Genomic DNA, 16,798 nt, shown 5'->3' with positions numbered 1-16,798 from the left:
TCCACCCATATGGGGCATACGCAGCCGATCGCCAGGGCGGACGGCAAAGAATTCAGCCGTCCGCCACTCAGACGACGCGGGTTCGACGCGGCCCGACCGTGCCCGGCGGGCCGGTCAGACCTCCAGTTCGGCCTCGATCTTCTTCAGCTGATGGCGGGCCATCGCGAGGTTGGCCCGCCCCTTGTCGAGCGCCAGGTAGAGGAAGAAGCCCGAGGAACCACGGCCCTTCATCAGCCGGATCAGGTGGTACTGGCCGCCGAGAGTGATGAGGATGTCCTCGATCTCGTCCTTGATGCCGAGCATCTCCATCGTGCGGACCTTGGCGCGCACCACGTCCGTGTTGCCCGCCGCCGCGACCGCGAGGTCGAGGTCCTTGCCGCCGCCGATCGTACCGAGGGCCATGCCGCTGCCGTAGTCCACGAGGGCGGCACCGATCGCGCCTTCGATGGTGGTGGTGGCTTCCTTGAGTGCGGTCTCCACATTGACCATGAGAGGTTCCTCTTTCTTGTTTCACTTGACTGGGATGTGACTGAGGTGTGACTGGAATGTGACTGGCTGTAGCAGTGGCGGCGCGCGTCGGACCCGGGGTCCTGCGGCCCCGGGGGCCCATCACCCCGGCGGGCCTCCGGGCCCTCGTCGCCCGAGGGTGCGGTCGATCAGTTCGGCTATCCGCTGACTCGAACGCCGGGCCTCCAGATGGAGGCGCCCGACGTTGACACGCGGCTCGGCGGTCAGGGTGAGCACGGCCGCCAGGCCCGCCGCGTAGGTCGCGACGTATCCGTCCTCACCGCGCACGAGCAGTTCGCGGAAGGCACCCTGGCCGGTGCAGTCGCTGAGCCGCTGAGCCACCCCGAGGGCGGCGGCGGTGAGCGCGGCGACGGTCTCGGCCTCCGCGGCGGCACTGTCCTGGGCGAGGACGAAGCCGTCGGCGCTCGCGGCGAGGGCGCCGGTGAGCTGGGGTACCCGGGCCCGCAGCCTGCGGAGCTCGGCGAGTATCTCGGCCTCCGTCTCGGGGGGCACCGTACTCATGTCGGCCTTTCTCCTTTCGGGCTGCCTACGCTCGGAGCGGTCGGCGCGGAGGGCCGGTCGCAGCGGGAGCCTCACAGGCTTGCCTCCAGTGCGTCGCGTAACCGGCGGAGCAGCGCCACGTCCGGGGATTGGGCCTCGGTCATCCAGTCGGGCAGGGGCGCCACGGCCGGCGGCGGGGCCGGGGTGTGGGGGGTCTCGACCAGTCCGGCCGCCGCGAGGCGCCGGACGTCGAGCAGGGTGTGGAAGGCCGGCCGGCCCAGGACCCATGCCAGGTCGGCCGGGGTGCGCAGGCCGTCGGCCTGGCGGAGCAGGGTCCGCTGCCGGGCGGTGATCGTCTGACCGGGCGCGGCCGCCCGGGGTACCACCGGCGAGGTGTCGAGCAGGGGGTACGGCCAGACCGCGTCGAGCAGGTCACGACGGCGGCGGGTCTCCCGCTCGACGGCGGCGGCGGGAACGGAGCGGACGGATCCGATCCAGTGGGTGGCCCCGCGGCGGAACCGGGAGGGGCCGCTGCCCGGGGAGAGTGCGAAGAAGGCGGCGTCGAATATGGCGGCGAGGTGGCATATCTCCAGCTCCCCGCCGGCGAGCCCGCCGCTGTCGACGAGGAAGCGGGCGACCTGGCGCCGGGCGCCGGCCCGGTCCACCGCCTCCCGCCACCGCTCGGGGGCGAGGCCGCCGCCGGTGGTGAGCAGTACGTCGAGGCCGGGGGTGGCCGGGCTCTCCGCGTGCACGATGCGGCCGTCCTCCAGAAAGAGGGTGCCGCGGTCGCGGAGCAGGGCTCCGGTGGCTCGCTCCTCGGCGAGTCGGGTGAGTAGGGGGGAGACAGCGGCGGAGGCGTTCGCGCTCGCGGCCGCGACCTGGGTGGTCATCTGAGCACCAGTCCCTCGGCCAGGGCGCGGAGCCTGTGGCGCGCGAGGGCGAGGTTGCCGTCCGCGCGGTCGAGCCACAGGTGCAGGAATACGCTGCTGTCGAAGCTCGTCTCGACGAAGCGCAGTACGTGGTATCCAGTGCGGGTGGTGACGATCAGATCCTCGACGGGCGGGCCGGCCGGTAAGCCGGCGGACGAACCGGCGGAGGGTACGGCTCCGCCTCCGTGTGCCGGGTCGGTCTCCGCGGGGGCGAAGGACTCGTACTCGGCGGCCGCCCGGGCCAGTTCGGCGGTCTCGGCGGCGGTGGTCTCGTGGTCACCCACGGGTGATTCCCCGGCGGTGCCGAGGGCCAGTCCGCTGCTCCAGTCGACCAGCGCGGCCCCCCGCGCACCAGGCAGGGCCATGGCTTCGAGCAGGCATTCGTCGATCCCGGGCACGCGGGCTCCCCTCCCGGCCGGACGTGCTGTGTGCACGGTAGTGCGGCGCGACAGGAGGGAACTTACTCAAGTTCCACAGTACGAAAGGGCGTTCTGGCATTTTCCGCTGGAACATGCCAGGAAGCGTGTGAGAGCTTGGCCGGAACGCGTCAGAATCTGATCACGAAGCGAGCGGAAGATCGTCCGCGAGGCGGAACGACCCTCCCTCGCGCAGCACATAGCCCTCGTGGCTGAGGGTGCGCAGCAGGTGGTAGACCGTGGGCAGCGGGATCCCGGTGAGCCGGGCCAGCCGTTTGGCCGTGGCACCGCCCTCCGCGGACATCGCTTCCAGGAGGCGCAGCGCGCGCTGCACGGAACCGATCAGGGTGGGTGTGCTGTCCTTCTGACCGTGGTCGGCGCCCATGGCTGGTCCCCCTGCTCCGGTACGAGGCCTGGCGAACCCATCAAAGTCGCTCACCGGGCGCAAAACCAGCGGGACTCGCGTAAACCTGAGCATAAGATCACCGCATCCTGGAGTCCGGGCGGGCTGCGAACGGGCTGCGCGCGCCCCCTCACCTCGTGCAGGTCACGTACGCCGGGAGCGGGGTGTCCGCGATCAGGTACCGCGGCAGGGACAGCCCGAAGCGGCGTTCCAGGACGGCGAGGATGCGCCGGTCCCGGTCCCCGTCCGCCTCGTCGGCCGGCCGGGCGCACGCGCCCTCCGGGGTGAGGATCCCGGCCGCGATCAGCTCCGGGAGCAGGAAGTCCGGCCGGTGGCCGCCGCGCCAGACCTCCTCGCCCAGTGCGAAGCAGCACACCAGCTCCCCGTCCCGGGCGTACGCGAACTGCTTGGGCGGATGGTCGGGCTGCGGGTCGAGGTGGACGGCCTCGACACCGCCCCGGGAGACCTCGGCGAGCCGCTCCGCGCCGGCCGGCAGGCCGTGTTCGACGGCGAAGGACCAGCCGCCCCACCTGCCGACCCGGGCCACGCCGTCACCGTCCACGGTCTCGCCGACCATGCTCCAGGCGGCCGGCGCGCCCAGCGGCGCCGGCCGCACCCCCGGCAGCGCACCGAGCCGCGCGGCGAGTTCGTCGGGGTCTATGCCCCGGGCGAAGGTCAGACCGGCGAACCACTGGTCCCAGTCGGCCAGCCACCGGATCCCGGCCGCCGCACCCTCCACGACATCCGGAATATCCCTTATGCCTGCGATGTCCGCCATATCCGCACGCTCCACGGTTTCCCCACCCCGCCGGTGCTTGTTCACCGGCACGATAGTCAGTCCGCGGGCTTCTCCGGGAGGAGGCGCTCGACCATCGTCCGAATGAGCCCCTGCACCGAGTGCGCCTCGAGCATCGCGGGGGCGGTCAGGTCGTCCACGATCAGTCCGAGCATCGCCAGGTACATCAGGACCACGCCCTGCCGGTCCCCGGGCAGGCCCGCGTCCAGGTGCCAGGTGATGTTGGCCTCCAGCTCCAGGCCCTGGAAGGCGGCGAGCTCCGCCTGGAGTTCGGGGCGCCGGGTGCCCTCCAGCCGCAGCTCCAGCATCGCGATATGGACGCTGCGCTCGCGCCGCATCCGTTCCAGGAGCCGGGCGAGCAGGACCGCGGTGTCCGGCGGGCCGGCGAGGTCCGCCGGGTCCGGCACCAGCCGCTCCCGGGTCCGGTGCAGGATCTGGACGAGCAGCTGGGACCGGTTGGCGAAGTAGTTCGACGCGGTGCCCGTGGGCACCCCCGCCTCCGCGTCCACGGCGCGCAGGGTCAACCCCCGCGAGCCCTCGCGCGCCAGGACTTCGATGGCGGCGTCGAGCAGCGCGGCGCGGCGCTGCGGGTTCTGGCGCATGAGCGGGTCCCTGGGGGTGGAGGGGGAAGTTCCGGTGAGCACTGCAAGTGCAGTGATTCGCTCACGGTAGCGGACGCGGCCGGTCCGGGCCCTCCCCACCGCCCCCTCCCCCGTGTCAGGCTGCGCGTCATGGAGCGGATCATCGAGGAGATACGCGAGGACCTGTCCCGCCGGATCGCCGTGGCGGCGGACCGGCTCGCCGACCGGACGCTGACCGAAGACCCCGCCTACGCCGCCCTGCTGGGCCGGGCCGAGCTGCGCGAGCGGATCCACCACCACCTCCGCGAGGCCGTCGAGGGTCTGATGCGCAGCTCGCGCGGCCTGCCGGTGGAGCTCGCCGAGGCCCGGGCCATCGGCGCGCTCCGTGCCGAACAGGGCCTGCCGCTCGCCTCCCTGCTGCGCACCTACCGTCGTGGCGGCCGGCTGCTCTGGCAGAGCCTGACCGAGGCGGTCGCCGCCCACGACCGGGCGGCTCTGCCCCGGCTGCTGCCCGGAGCGGCGGCGCTGTGGGACGTACTGGACCAGATGACGGACGCCGTGACCGAGTCGTACCACCGCGCCGGGGCCGCGCAGGGCGACCGCGAGCGGGAACGCCGGGCCGCCCTGCTGGACGTCCTGCTCGACGGCGCCGACGGCCCCTCGGCCGCTGCCGACGCGGAAGCCGCCGCCGCGCAGCTGGGGTTGCCGGAGCGGGGCCGCTTCGCCGTGGTCGTACTGGCCTCCGACGGCTCCGGGGGCCACACCGCCCCCACCGGGAGCGCCTCCGCGCCGCGCGTCCTGTGGCGGGTCCGCGCCGACGGGGAGATCGGCCTGGTGGAGCTGGGCCACCATCCGCTGGAGTCCGTACGCGACCTCCTCGCGCCCCTCGGGGTGCGCGCAGGGGTCGGCCCGGTCGTCGGGGCGCCGGCCGAGCTCGTCCGGGCGCACCGGCTGGCCGCCCTCGCCCTGCGCACCGCTTCCGAGTCCGAGGGCCCGCGCACCGCACTGCTGGACGAACGGCTGCCGGCGGCACTGGTCGCGGGCCAGGCCGAACTCGCGGGGCGGCTGTGCCATGTGGTGCTGGGTCCGGTGCTCGCGCTGCCCGCGGAGGACCGGCGGACGCTGCTGACCACCCTGGGCACCTGGCTGGCCTGCCGGGGTTCGACCACGTACGCCGCGCAGCGGCTGTACTGCCACCGCAACACGGTCTCCAACCGGCTGCGCCGGCTGGAGCAGCTGACCGGCCGTTCGCTGTCCGACCCGCGGCACGTGGTGGAGTTGGCGCTGGCGCACTCGGCGGTGCTGCAGCGCGCCGCCGCGGAGCCGGCTACCCGTCCCGCCGTACCGGAGCAGCGGGTTTCGCCGACTCCAGGAGGTACGGCACGTCGATCACCGCGACGCCCGGGGTGAACAGCAGCCGCGCCTTCAGCCGCAGGGCGTTCTGGTTGTGCAGGGGCTGCTCCCACCAATGGCCCACCACGTACTCGGGGATCACCACGGACAGCATGTCCGTGGCGCTGTCGGCGGCCAGTTGCTGGACGTGGGCCAGGATCGGGCCCACCACCTCCCGGTACGGCGAGTGCAGGATCTTCAGCGGAAGCCCGGTGTCGTGCTCGGCCCACGCCTCGCGCAGCCGGGCCGCCTCCCCCTCGTCCGCCGCGACGGTGACAGCCGTCAGGGTGTCGGGGCGCAGCCCCTGCGCGTAGCCGATGGCCTTGAGCGTCGGGGCGTGCACGGCGGCGACCAGGACCAGGACGTGGTGGCGGGCGGGCCTGCGCACGGTGGCGTCGGGGGCGACGGCGACCTGCCGGGCGACCTGGTCGTAGTGGCGGCGGACGCCCTTCATACCGAGGAAGAGCAGCGGCATGGCGATCACGACCAGCCAGGCGCCGTGCGTGAACTTGGTGAGCAGGACGATGACCAGGACCAGGGCGGTCAGGGCGGCGCCGACCGCGTTGATGGCGCGACTGCGGTGGATGTGGATGCGCTCCTCGCGCGGGGTGGCGGGTGAGGCGAGCACCTTGCGCCAGTGCCGGACCATGCCCGCCTGGGAGAGCGTGAAGGAGACGAAGACGCCGATGATGTAGAGCTGGATGAGGCGGGTCAGTTCGGCGTCGAAGGCCACGATGAGGGTGATGGCGGCCAGGGCGAGCAGGACGACGCCGTTCGAGTAGACGAGCCGGTCGCCGCGGTTGTGGAGCTGGCGGGGCGCGAACCGGTCCCTGGCCAGGATCGAGGCGAGCATCGGGAAGCCGTTGAAGGCGGTGTTCGCGGCGAGGATCAGCACGCCCGCGGTGACGGCCTGGAGCAGGTAGAAGAGGAAGTGCCAGCTGCCGAAGGTGGCGCGGCCGATCTGGGCGAGAGCGGTGGAGGTGGCGGTACCCGGGGGCAGGCCCAGTTCGGTGGGGTCGGCCGCAACGTGCACCTGGTAGGACATGGCGAGGGCGGTGATGCCGACGAACATCGTCACGGAGAGCACGCCCATCGCGGCGAGCGTGGTCGCCGCGTTCCTGGCCTTGGGCTTGCGGAAGGCGGGTACACCGTTGCTGATCGCCTCGATGCCCGTGAGGGCGGTGCACCCGGAAGCGAAGGCGCGCATCGCGAGGAACACCAGGGCGAGCCCCGTGTAGGTCTCGACCGCGGTGATCGGGAGGTCGGCCGACTCGGCGCGGATGGTGTCGCCGGTGCCGAGGCGGACGGCGGCGACGGCGAACATGAGGTAGATGACGAGGACGAAGCCGTAGGTGGGGATGGCGAAGACGCGGCCCGACTCCCGTACGCCGCGCAGGTTCATCAGGACCAGCAGCACCACGAAGCCCACGGACAGGGCCACTTCGTGGTCGTTCAGTGCGGGGATGGCCGAGGTGATGGCGGAGACCCCGGAGACGACCGAGACGGCGACGGTCATCACGTAGTCGACGAGCAGGGCGCTGGCGGCGGTGAGCGCGGCGGTCTGTCCGAGGTTCTCGTAGCTGACGACGTAGGCGCCGCCCCCGCCGGGATAGGCGTGGCAGGTCTGCCGGTAGGAGGCGACGACGACGACGAGCAGGAAGACGATGGCGGCGGCCGCGTACCAGGTGAGGTGCAGCAGTGCGACGCCGCCGAGGGCGAGGACCAGCAGGATCTCCTCGGTGGCGTAGGCCACGGAGGAGAGCGGATCGCTGCAGAAGATCGGCAGGGCGAGCCGCTTGGGCAGCAGGGTCTCCCCCAGCCGGGCGGTGTCGAGAGGTTCGCCGACCAGCATGCGTTTCGCATTGATACGCCTCATTCGGGCATGATCGTGCATCTGTGTCGCCTGTCAGCCCTTCTGGGGCTTGTGTCACCCGGCGAGCTCCTCCGCCCGGTGCGCGAGCCACAGGTCGTACCGGGCACTGGGGGACTGCAGCAGGGAACGTTCCAACAGCGCCTCGATCCGGGCCAGCCGCTTGCGGGCACCGGGAACCGAGACGCCCAGCGCGGCGGCCGCCGGGACGAGTTGGGCGTCGTGCGCCAGCCAGGCGCGGACGGTGACACGGGCTCCCGGCGGGGCGTCCGGTCCGCTCAGCCCGCTCAGATGGGTACGGGCCCAGTCGGTCAGGCGCGGATCGCGCAGCACGTCGTCGAGATCGGGGGCGGCGGCCTCGAAGTCACCACCGCTCCCCGCCCATGCTCCCGCTCCCGCTCCCGAGGTCAGCCGCAGTGCCAGGGAGAGCGCCGCCTGGTCCGCCAGGCGTGCGAGGTCGAGGCCGAGCAGCGCCTCGATCAGGCGGAGCCGGGCCGCCAGGGTGTTGCGGTGGATCTTCAGCAGCCTGGTGGCGTGCGAGGTGAAGTTCAGCCAGGCGTGGGCGGTGGCGCGCAGCTCCTGCCCGCCGGGGTCCTGGGGGCGCCGGGGCGCGTACGTGTGCAGGGGCGCGAGCAGGGCCTCGGCCCAGCCGGCCCCCGCCCCGTGGGCGGCGAGCGCCAGTTCGGGGCCGGGCCCGAACCGGGCGTGCCGATCGACGCGCCCCCGGGCGACGGCCAGTGCGTGGAAGGCCTGGGTGTAGGCGGTCGGGGCCTCGCTCAGGCCCATCTCCCCGCTGACACCGACCGCGCAGTCCGGCGCGCCCTCCACCAGCGCTTCGGCCAGGGGGTCGCCGGCGGCCGAGCCCATGGCGGAGGCGGGCGGGGCGAGCACGATGAGGTGGCGTACGTAGACCGGGCAGCGCACGATCCAGGCCCGGCCGCCCGTCAGTTCCCGGCAGAGCCGGGTGACTTCGGCGCGCCGTCCGGTCGGGCACTCGACGACGTACATCCGCATCGGGTCGGGCAGTGCGGGGCCCAGCGTGCCGGAGATCTGGTGGGCGGTGGACAGCCAACCGTTCATCAGCAGGTGGAGGACGGCCTCGCGGACCTGCGCCTCGGCGTGCCGGACCCGTTCCTCCCGCCGGCCGGCCTCCTCGGCGCGCAGCACGAGGTCCAGCGGTACGGCGGCGTCCGCGAGGAGTGCGGGCGCGTCGGGGTGGTGCGGCCGCTCCAGTACGGCGGCCAGCGCGCGCCGGCCGTCGAGTGCGAACACCAGGGTCGCGGAGTCGGCGCCGTGCAGGACCGCCGACCGTACGCCGCGGGCACCCAGCTCGGCGGCGCCGCGCACGGCGGCCTCGGGAGCCGGGCCGTGCTCCGTTCGGGCGTCCACCACCCCGACCCATCCACCGAGGTGGGAGGCGAGCCACTCCAGCAGTGCGGCCGATCCCCCGGCGTGGGCGAGCCGGTGAACCTTGAGGATCTCGTCGGACCGGGACACGGCCGCATTCAACCACCCGCCGCACACTGTGCGCTGTGATACCGGTCTCGCCATGTCACTGGGCAGGACGAACCCTGCGCGCGCCCCGGCCGGCATCTAGGCTGGACGACGAGCGGCAGGATCCCGGCGGCTTCGATTGGATCGGACACGGGGGAAGCCACGGGATCCCGCCGCCACTCACATCCGGCGCGCCGCGCTGCGGATGGCCTCCCGGATGCGGAAGTAGGTACCGCAGCGGCAGATGTTGGCGATGGCGTCGATGTCCTCGTCCGTGGGATCGGCGGTCCGCTTCAGCAGGGCGACGGCGGCCATGATCTGGCCGGGCTGGCAGAAGCCGCACTGGGCGACGTCCTGTTCGAGCCAGGCCTCCTGCACGGGGTGCAGGTCGTCCCCGTCCGCCAGGCCCTCGATGGTGGTGACCGACCTGCCGGCGCAGGCGGAGACGGGCACCACGCAGGGGCGGATGTCGGCGCCGTCCAGGTGGCTGGTGCAGGCCTTGCAGACGTCCACCCCGCAGCCGTACTTGGGACCGCGGACGCCCAGCATGTCGCGGAGCACCCACAGCAGGGGCAGGTCGTCGGGCGCGTCCACGGTGACGCTCCGCCCGTTGACGGTGAAGGTGTGCGAGGGCACGGCGGTACTCCTGGCTCGGGCTATCGGGGGTAGGGGGTGAAGTCGACGTCGAAGTCGAGGGGGAAGCTGCGCGGCCTGGAACCGGTCGCCCTGGCCCAGGCGTTGGCGATCGCGCCGACCGCGGCGGGCACCCCGAGTTCGCCCGCGCCGCCCGGCTCGTCGCCGGTGGCCGGCAGGACGAAGACCCGTACGTCGTGCGGGGTGTCGCGCTGCCTGGCCCAGTGGAACTGGCTGTAGCTGCCCTCCAGCGGAAGCCCCTTGTCCAGGTGCAGCCCGGCACGCAGGGTGGTGGAGATCGCGTCGGTGAGACCCCCGATCATCTGGGCCTCCAGTCCGCGCGGATTGACCGGCAGGCCCACGTCCACGGCGATGACCGCCCTGGTGACGCGGACGTGGTCCGGGTCGCGGGTGTCGATCTCGACGAGGCACGCGGTGCGGGACTTGTACTCCTCGTGGAAGGCGATGCCCTGCGCGCACCCGGCCTCCATCGGCCGTCCCCAGTTCCCTTCCTTCGCGACCTTGTCGAGTACGGCGCGCTGGGCGTCGTTCTTCAGGAAGGTGCGCCGGAAGGCGTACGGGTCCCGGCCCGTCCGGGCGGCGAGCTCGTCGACCACGATCTCCTCGGCTCCGCGCGTGTTGGCGGAGTACACCGACCGCCACGAGGCGGTGGGGATACCGGTGGGCACCTCGGTGAGCGCCTGGGTGGTGAGCCCGAAGTGGTAGGGGGACTTCACCGTGGTCAGGAAGAGGGTCTGGGCGAGGGTGGCGTTGCCGATGCCGAGCGGCAGGTGCGCCGCGGTGGCGGTGATGATCTCGCCGAGGCCGTGCCGGAAGTCGGTCTCGGCGGCGGCGACCCGGTGTTCGAAGCTGAGCACCTCGCCCAGGAGGTGAGTGGCGCGGATCCGGTGGTGGGTCGCCGGGCGCATCCGGCCGTGCCGGGTGTCGTCCACGCGGGTCCACATCAGCCGGACCGGGCGGCGGCAGGCCTTGGAGATGCGGGCGGCCTCCAGGGCCGCGTCGAAGAAGAGCCGGCGCCCGAAGGATCCGCCGGCCTGGACCACGTGCACCTGCACCTTGGACAGGGGCAGGCCGAGCTCGGCGGCGATCGTCTCGCGGGCCACGATCGGGGACTTGAGGCCGGACCAGATCTCGGCCCGGTCCTCGCGCACGTCGGCGATGGCGGAGTTGGTCTCCATCGGGGCGTGGCTGACGAAGGCGAAGTCGAACTCGGCGTCCACGTATGGAGTCAGCAGGGGCGGCACCAGCAACGGCGGGGTGGCGGCGCGCAGCTTGGCACGGACCTCGGTGTCGGACAGCCCGTCGGCGGGGCCGGGGCCCCAGGTGACCTGCAGGGCGGACTTGGCGTCGATGGCCTGCCCGAAGGTCTCGGCGACGACGGCGACCCCGGTCGGGACGGTCACCACGTGCAGCACACCGGGCATGGCCCGGACAGTCGCCAGGTTGGTGACGGTGCGGACCGTACCGCCGAGGGTGGGCGGGCGGCGCACCACGCAGGGCTTGGCGCCGGGCACGTCCAGGTCGAGGGTGTACCGCAGGGTCCCGGTGACCATGGCGCGGGCGTCGACGCGGCCGGTCGGCCGCCCCACCAGGGTGTGCCCCGCCCGCTTCTTGGGGGTGGCGCCGAGGACGACGAGGCCCGGGTCGGCGGCGGCCGCGGCGAGGTCGCCGTAGTCGGCGGTGCGGCCGTCGGCGGCACGGACGGCGCCGTTCGCGGTGGTCAGTGACGTCGGGGAGACGCCCCAGCGGTGGGCGACGGCCGCGACGAGGCGGGCCCGGGCGGTGGCGGCGCACTGGCGCACCGGTCCGTAGAGGGAGCGCACGGAGTTGGAGGATCCGGTGAGCTGGTTGAAGAGCAGCTCGGGCCGGGCGTCGTCCAACTCCACGCGTACGTCGGCCAGTGGCGCGTCGAGTTCCTCCGCGACGAGCATGGCCACCGCGGTGGTCAGGCCCTGGCCGACCTCCTCGCGCGGCAGCCGGAAGCGGATGGTGCCGTCCGTCTCGACGGCGAGCGCCAGCAGGGCGGAGGTGGGGGCGCCGGCCAGGATGAACAGGTCGCCGAGGTCGATCACGTCGGCGATGGCCGGCAGAGACGGCACGACGGCGTGGGCGGGCGACGGGGCCAGCGCGTCGGCGCCGACGCGGGTGACGAGGGCAAGGGTCGGCGCGGCCACGAGGTGGGTGAGGAAGGAACGGCGGCTCGGTCCCGTGCCGCGGTGCGTGCCGTCGTTCGCGGCACGGTCCGTGGCCTCGTTCGCGGCGCGGTCCGTACTGTCGTTCGCGGAGTGGTTGCGGCCGGCCATGTCGTCGTGTGTCCCCAACGCTGCGTGGGCCCGCCCGCGCAGACCTCCCCCGTTATTACCGGCACGTAGGGTAGCGGCCGGACGGTGTGCTGAGAAGCCCCGATTCCGCCGTGTCACTCTGGGCGACATCACTCGTTCGGGGGCATCTCCCCGGGTCGCCTTGATCCGTTCCTTACGCGTTTTCCGCGAACGGCGCGGCTCGTACACCTCGGCCGTACGATCGAGCGACCGTCGCCGGATGGCCTGATTCCGGCCACCGTTGCCCCTCGCCGCCCCCACCACCGGCGGGTGCCGCCCCGTCACCCCGGAGAGCGCCTGACCGGATTCGTTCGTACGCGGCGGACGGCACGGAAGGCCTGCGGCATATACCAGAAGCAAGAACGTAGCGGATGTTGCCAAACGCCTTACACACCGTCGCGCCCTGTGCAACAGTCGTTACCGGTCCTTCCTTCAGACTTGGCCGTGCCGCGCCTGTATCGGAGTTCTCATGCCGTCCCACCTGTTCGCGGACCGTCCCGCGCAGCCGCCCGAGCCAGGGTCGGTGGACGCGCTGATCTCGCAGACCCGGCGGCTGCGGGGAGAAGTGGACGCGGTCCGCCGCGACACCGTCGTGGACGACGACGACGCCCAGGGCCGCTGGCAGCGCGCGCTGTGCGATCTCGCCGTCCACCACCTCGACGACCTCCGCGAGCACCTCGGCCAGCTCAAGGAGGGCCTGCCGCCCGCGCCCGAGACCGTCGAGTACCCGCAGCCGGCACCCGAGGCCGGGCCCGAGGTACAGACCCGCGTCGGCAGTGCCGAGTGGAACCTGCTGACCGACGAGGTCAGTTGGTCCGACGAGCTGTTCCAGATCTTCGGCCGATCGCCCGAGTCCGGCGCGCTCCCCCTCGACGAACTGGGCTCGACCCTCTTCTCCGAGGACCAGCCATTACTTACCGCATGGGTCACCGCCTGTCTCGTGGACGGCAAACCGATCGACGGCGAGTTCCGCATCGTCCGGGCCGACGGCCGGGTCCGGACCTTGCACATGAGGGGCGAGCCGGTACTCGACCCGGACGGCTGTACGGCCTCGATGTGGGCCGTCCTGCGGGACGTGAGTGAACTGCGCCGGAGCCAGCGCGCGGTGCGCGAGTCCCGTGACTCGCTGCAGCGCCAGCGGGAGATCGCGCAGACCGAGCACCGGCTGGCGGTCGAGCTGCAGGAAGCGGTGCTCCCCCCGTGGCGCGGCTCCCTGCGGTTCCCGTACGGCAGCGCCAGCACCCTGGACGTGGCCGCGCACTACCTGCCCTCCGCGACCAGCGCGCTGATCGGCGGCGACTGGTACGACGCACTCGAACTCCCCGACGGCCGCTCGATGCTGACGGTCGGCGATCTGACCGGACACGGGGTGACCGCCACCTCCGGAATGGCGATGATGCTCGGCGCGCTGCGCGGCATGGCCATGGCGGGCATCGAGCCGGGCCCGCTGATGGGCTGGCTCAACCAGCTCCTGGAGACCTCCGTACAGCCCGCGCTCGGCTCGGCCGTTTGCTGCCGCTACGATCCCGCGCGCCAGGTACTGTCCTGGGCGCAGGCGGGCCACTCGGCCCCCCTGCTGTTCCGCCGGGGCTCGGGCCGCTCCCTGCTGCCGCCGGAGGGCGTCCTGCTGGGCGCCACCTCCGGAGCCACGTACGGGCAGGCCGAGGAACGACTCGAGGTGGGCGACCTGCTGATCCTGCACACGGACGGACTCACGCCGCGCAGCATCGAGTTCAGCCGGGCGGACGGGACCGAGCGGCTGCTGGCACTCGCGCCCCGGTTCGCGGCGGCGCGCTCGGCGCAGGACTGCGTGCGGATCGTGATCGAGGAGTTCGGCGAGAGCGAGCGGGAGGACGACGCCTGCGTGCTCGTCGCCCGGGTCGGCGGGTAACGGGGCGCCGGACGTACGTGCTTCGGGGCCGCGCCGGAAGGCGCGGCCTTTCTCGTCTCCGTACAAGGCGTACCAGGCCTGCAAGGCTTCGGGCCGGGGCCGCTCGGGCCCCGTGCGGGAGCCGTGGGACTACACCCCCGTGGCGCGCGGCGCCGGGTTGTCGGGGAGGGCCAGCTTGATCTCCTGGCGCAGGTCCTCGATGCGCGCGTACCCGGAGTACTGGGCGGTGAGCCGGTACATCTCGCGCAGCCGGTCCCAGGTCCGGTGCGAGGAGGTCTCGTTCATCGACACCAGGGCGAGCCGCGCGTACCGGTCGGCCTGCTCCGGCTCGTCGGCGATGAAGCACGCCGAGGCCATGGAGATGTAGTCGAAGATCTGCGAGCGCTGGTAGCCCTCGCCGCGCAGCCGCAGGGCTTCCTTGGCGTGGCTCGCGGCGACGGGCGCCGCCGCGGCGTCGTGGTCCGCCAGGGTGCGGTAGGCGAGGGCCTGCATGCCGTGCAGGTCCGCCTCGTCGAAGTGCTGCATCCAACTCGGCGGCGGCACGTCGCCCTTGTCGGAGACGAACAGCTCCTCCGCCTCGCCCAGGGTGCGGCGCATGGCCTGGCCCTTGCCCATGGCGGCCTGCGCCCAGGCCTCGATGGTGTGCAGCATGGCGCGCGTGCGCGGCAGGGTCTGCTCGCCCGAGCCGGACTGGGCGAGCTTCATCAGGTCCAGGGCCTCGTTCGGCTTGCCGAGGTGGACCATCTGCCGGGCCGCACGGGACAGTGCCTCGCCGGCGCGTGGCCGGTCGCCCCCCTCGCGGGCCGCGTGCGCGGCGATGACGAAGTACTTCTGCGCCGTGGGTTCGAGGCCCACGTCGTGGGACATCCAGCCCGCGAGGACCGCCAGGTTGGCCGCCACCCCCCAGAGCCGCCGCTGGAGGTGGTCGGGGTGGTGGTAGGCGAGCATGCCGCCCACCTCGTTGAGCTGGCCGACGACGGCCTTGCGCTGGAGTCCACCGCCTCTGGAGGCGTCCCAGGCGCGGAACACCTCGACGGAGCGCTCCAGCGCCTCGATCTCCTGGGAGCCGATCGGGGCGGCCTCGTAGCGATCGTAGCCCGCTGGGTCGGCCTGGAAGGATTCCCCGAAGTTCCGGGTCTCCTTGGCCTGGGCGGGGTCGGTGTGCAGCCAGTCGTACATGGCGTTGCTGAGGGCGGAGCCGGCGGTGAGCACCGCTCCCGCGCCCATCAGACCGCGACGGTTGAGCATGAGGTCCATTCCCGTGAATTCGGTGAGGACCGCGGCTGTGCGTTCGGGCGCCCACGGCATCCCGTCGGGGTTCTCACGAGCCCCGTCCGGCTGCCGTCTGGAGGTGCGCCGCTGCCGTACGAACCCGAGGTCCTCGATGGTCACGACACGACCGAGCCGCTCGGTGAACAGTGCTGCCAGTACCGTGGGCACCGGTTCGCGGGGGGCCTCCCCCATGTCGATCCAGCGCCGCACCCGCGAGGTGTCGGTGGCCAGCTGGGGGTGGCCCATGGCCGCCGCCTGCCGGTTCACCATCCTCGCCAGTTCGCCCTTCGACCAGCCGGCCAGGCCGAACAGGTCGTTCAAGCGGGTGTTTGGACCTTTGCTCACGTCAAGCCCCCAGGTTCTCGGCTGAGTTGACAGTAGCCCGCCGTCAGATGCCCAGCGACTATTCGCCAGGCTTCGCCAGGGCACGCCCGATGGTTCGCCACCTTGCGCCGGGTGTCAGGTAGGAATGCGCCTCCCCGACCCGGTTCACCGGCGGAACTCCCCAGGGTGAAGTACGGGATCCGGCGGGGCGGCGTACGCAACTCGTCGGCGCACGAAGGGATCCGTATCACCATGTACGCAGCAACGTCCTCCGTGTCCGCACCGGTCCGGCCGCACCGCACGCTTCCGGCGGGCGGCGGCCCCTACCTCGAACCCGGCCGCCCGTCGGCTCCGGCGCAGGGCGTCGTCCGGGCGCGGCGAATGCCGGGTACCGGATCACAGCCCGTCAGCGGCAGAATCGATCTCTCGGGGCCGCAGGGGGCGCAGCTGCGCACCGCACTCGCCTCGGTGCAGCGGATCTGTCCGGAGTTCGCCCCGGTGCAGGTACTGCGGCGCAGCGGCCGCTCGGTCCTCCTGGTGGGCACCACCGGACGGATGACCGCCGTCGCCAAGGTTTTACTGGACCACTCGCCGGAATGGCGTGAGCGCTACCGGCACGAAATAGCGGCATACCGGGCCTTCGTCCGGCACCGCCCGCCGGTCCGGGTGCCGCGGCTGATCGCCGCCGACCCCGAGAACTGCACGCTGGTGGTGGAGCGGATGGCGGGCCGGGTCGCGGCGCTGCAGCGGCACCCGGTGGAGCCGCCGCCGCGGGTGGACCTCCGGGCGGCCCTGGGCGCGGTGTGCCGGGTCAACCAGTGGCGGCCGCCGGCGGAGCTGTTCGGTACCCCGATGAACTACGCGCGGCGGATCGCCCGCGACTACGAGTTGGGGCTGCTGACCGACCGGGACCTCGGTGACCTTCAGAAGCTGCTGCACGGTGTGAAGCTGTCGGGCACGGCCCTGCAGTTCAACCACGGGGACGCCCTGCTGTCGAACCTGCTGCTGTCGCCGGCCGGTCCGGTGCTGCTCGACTGGGAGCACGCCGGCTGGTACCTGCCGGGATACGACCTGGCCACGCTGTGGACGGTGCTGGGCGACGCCCCGGCCGCCCGCGCCCAGATCAGCCGGCTCGCGCAGTCGGCGGGTCCCGCCGCACGGGACGCCTTCCTGGTCAACCTGATGCTGGTGCTGACCCGGGAGATCCGGATGTCCGAGACGGCCGTGCAGCGCTCGATGCTGGCGACCGCCCCGGCGCAGCCGCTGCCGGTGGGCTCCCTGTCCTCCGGCGAGGAGCAGCGGCTGCTGCTCCGCCGCCTGCACGACGATGCAGGGATGGCGCGCCGTGCGGTGCGCGCGGCGGTCGGCACGCGCTGACCGTCCCCCGTTACGCGAAGTCCCGTGGCCCCCACCGCCGCGGGGCTTCGCCCGTTCACGGGTGCGCGGG

Annotated in this window: 14 protein-coding genes and 1 pseudogene; 3 read left to right on the top strand and 12 right to left on the bottom strand. The window is 72.8% G+C overall.

From position 1 onward, the window contains the following. Positions 1-114 precede the first annotated feature (114 nt). The 7 genes and pseudogenes from OG373_RS35330 to OG373_RS35300 form a co-directional block, all read right to left on the bottom strand. Positions 115-489, bottom strand: coding sequence for a hypothetical protein (locus OG373_RS35330; protein WP_052873354.1), 375 nt, complete (start codon positions 487-489; stop codon positions 115-117). Between the two features lie 120 nt (positions 490-609). Further along, entirely contained in the window at positions 610-1,029 is a 420-nt protein-coding gene (locus tag OG373_RS35325) for a roadblock/LC7 domain-containing protein (RefSeq protein ID WP_405442678.1), read from the bottom strand. A gap of 71 nt (positions 1,030-1,100) precedes the next feature. Next, positions 1,101-1,898, bottom strand: coding sequence for a transcriptional regulator (locus OG373_RS35320; protein ID WP_405442677.1), 798 nt, complete (start codon positions 1,896-1,898; stop codon positions 1,101-1,103). Beyond that, positions 1,895-2,335, bottom strand: a complete 441-nt coding sequence (locus tag OG373_RS35315) for a hypothetical protein (protein WP_189966848.1) — start codon at positions 2,333-2,335, stop codon at positions 1,895-1,897. Before OG373_RS35315 ends, OG373_RS35320 begins: the two co-directional genes overlap by 4 nt. Positions 2,336-2,516: 181 nt before the next feature. Continuing rightward, positions 2,517-2,738 (bottom strand): annotated as a pseudogene (locus OG373_RS35310) (helix-turn-helix domain-containing protein); the annotation flags it as partial. A gap of 148 nt (positions 2,739-2,886) precedes the next feature. Continuing rightward, the gene (locus OG373_RS35305; protein WP_405442675.1) at positions 2,887-3,534 is read right to left on the bottom strand and encodes a DUF6461 domain-containing protein; all 648 of its coding nucleotides are present in this window, start codon (positions 3,532-3,534) and stop codon (positions 2,887-2,889) included. 56 nt (positions 3,535-3,590) lie between these two features. Further along, complete coding sequence (locus OG373_RS35300; RefSeq protein ID WP_405442673.1) at positions 3,591-4,154, bottom strand: TetR/AcrR family transcriptional regulator; 564 nt, start codon at positions 4,152-4,154, stop codon at positions 3,591-3,593. Positions 4,155-4,283: 129 nt separating this feature from the next. Between OG373_RS35300 and OG373_RS35295 the strand changes: the two genes are divergently transcribed. After that, complete coding sequence (locus OG373_RS35295; RefSeq protein WP_405442671.1) at positions 4,284-5,543, top strand: helix-turn-helix domain-containing protein; 1,260 nt, start codon at positions 4,284-4,286, stop codon at positions 5,541-5,543. On the opposite strand, the gene OG373_RS35290 is transcribed toward OG373_RS35295, so the two are convergent. The 4 genes from OG373_RS35290 to OG373_RS35275 form a co-directional block, all read right to left on the bottom strand. Further along, positions 5,461-7,401 (bottom strand): APC family permease, encoded by a 1,941-nt coding sequence (locus OG373_RS35290; RefSeq protein WP_405442670.1) that lies wholly within the window; start codon positions 7,399-7,401, stop codon positions 5,461-5,463. The two genes, OG373_RS35295 and OG373_RS35290, sit on opposite strands and share 83 nt — an antisense overlap. 51 nt (positions 7,402-7,452) lie before the next feature. Further along, the gene (locus OG373_RS35285) at positions 7,453-8,892 is read right to left on the bottom strand and encodes a helix-turn-helix domain-containing protein (RefSeq protein ID WP_405442669.1); all 1,440 of its coding nucleotides are present in this window, start codon (positions 8,890-8,892) and stop codon (positions 7,453-7,455) included. Positions 8,893-9,069: 177 nt separating this feature from the next. Next, positions 9,070-9,525 (bottom strand): (2Fe-2S)-binding protein, encoded by a 456-nt coding sequence (locus OG373_RS35280; protein ID WP_030384422.1) that lies wholly within the window; start codon positions 9,523-9,525, stop codon positions 9,070-9,072. 20 nt (positions 9,526-9,545) lie between these two features. Then, positions 9,546-11,846: a molybdopterin cofactor-binding domain-containing protein gene (locus OG373_RS35275; RefSeq protein ID WP_405442667.1), complete on the bottom strand. Its 2,301-nt coding sequence runs from the start codon at positions 11,844-11,846 to the stop codon at positions 9,546-9,548. Positions 11,847-12,333: 487 nt separating this feature from the next. Between OG373_RS35275 and OG373_RS35270 the strand changes: the two genes are divergently transcribed. Continuing rightward, entirely contained in the window at positions 12,334-13,755 is a 1,422-nt protein-coding gene (locus tag OG373_RS35270; protein ID WP_405442666.1) for a PP2C family protein-serine/threonine phosphatase, read from the top strand. Positions 13,756-13,884: 129 nt separating this feature from the next. Here OG373_RS35270 and OG373_RS35265 read toward each other — a convergent pair whose 3' ends face one another. Further along, positions 13,885-15,372 (bottom strand): hypothetical protein, encoded by a 1,488-nt coding sequence (locus tag OG373_RS35265; protein ID WP_405442664.1) that lies wholly within the window; start codon positions 15,370-15,372, stop codon positions 13,885-13,887. A gap of 231 nt (positions 15,373-15,603) precedes the next feature. Between OG373_RS35265 and OG373_RS35260 the strand changes: the two genes are divergently transcribed. Next, positions 15,604-16,728, top strand: a complete 1,125-nt coding sequence (locus OG373_RS35260) for an aminoglycoside phosphotransferase family protein (RefSeq protein WP_405442663.1) — start codon at positions 15,604-15,606, stop codon at positions 16,726-16,728. Positions 16,729-16,798: the final 70 nt, after the last annotated feature.

This window comes from Streptomyces avidinii, from assembly GCF_045161815.1.
Lineage (GTDB): Bacteria > Actinomycetota > Actinomycetes > Streptomycetales > Streptomycetaceae > Streptomyces > Streptomyces avidinii.
Note: the sequence above shows the minus strand (reverse complement) of the source record. Positions and strands in the feature narration are given on the sequence as shown.

What these genes read in the sequence shown, in the direction of transcription:
- OG373_RS35330 (WP_052873354.1), bottom strand. Translation starts at nt 489, where the DNA reads ATGGTCAATGTGGAGACCGCACTCAAGGAAGCCACCACCACCATCGAA.
- OG373_RS35325 (WP_405442678.1), bottom strand. Translation starts at nt 1,029, where the DNA reads ATGAGTACGGTGCCCCCCGAGACGGAGGCCGAGATACTCGCCGAGCTC.
- OG373_RS35320 (WP_405442677.1), bottom strand. Translation starts at nt 1,898, where the DNA reads ATGACCACCCAGGTCGCGGCCGCGAGCGCGAACGCCTCCGCCGCTGTC.
- OG373_RS35305 (WP_405442675.1), bottom strand. Translation starts at nt 3,534, where the DNA reads ATGGCGGACATCGCAGGCATAAGGGATATTCCGGATGTCGTGGAGGGT.
- OG373_RS35300 (WP_405442673.1), bottom strand. Translation starts at nt 4,154, where the DNA reads ATGCGCCAGAACCCGCAGCGCCGCGCCGCGCTGCTCGACGCCGCCATC.
- OG373_RS35295 (WP_405442671.1), top strand. Translation starts at nt 4,284, where the DNA reads ATGGAGCGGATCATCGAGGAGATACGCGAGGACCTGTCCCGCCGGATC.
- OG373_RS35290 (WP_405442670.1), bottom strand. Translation starts at nt 7,401, where the DNA reads ATGAGGCGTATCAATGCGAAACGCATGCTGGTCGGCGAACCTCTCGAC.
- OG373_RS35275 (WP_405442667.1), bottom strand. Translation starts at nt 11,846, where the DNA reads ATGGCCGGCCGCAACCACTCCGCGAACGACAGTACGGACCGCGCCGCG.
- OG373_RS35270 (WP_405442666.1), top strand. Translation starts at nt 12,334, where the DNA reads ATGCCGTCCCACCTGTTCGCGGACCGTCCCGCGCAGCCGCCCGAGCCA.
- OG373_RS35260 (WP_405442663.1), top strand. Translation starts at nt 15,604, where the DNA reads ATGTACGCAGCAACGTCCTCCGTGTCCGCACCGGTCCGGCCGCACCGC.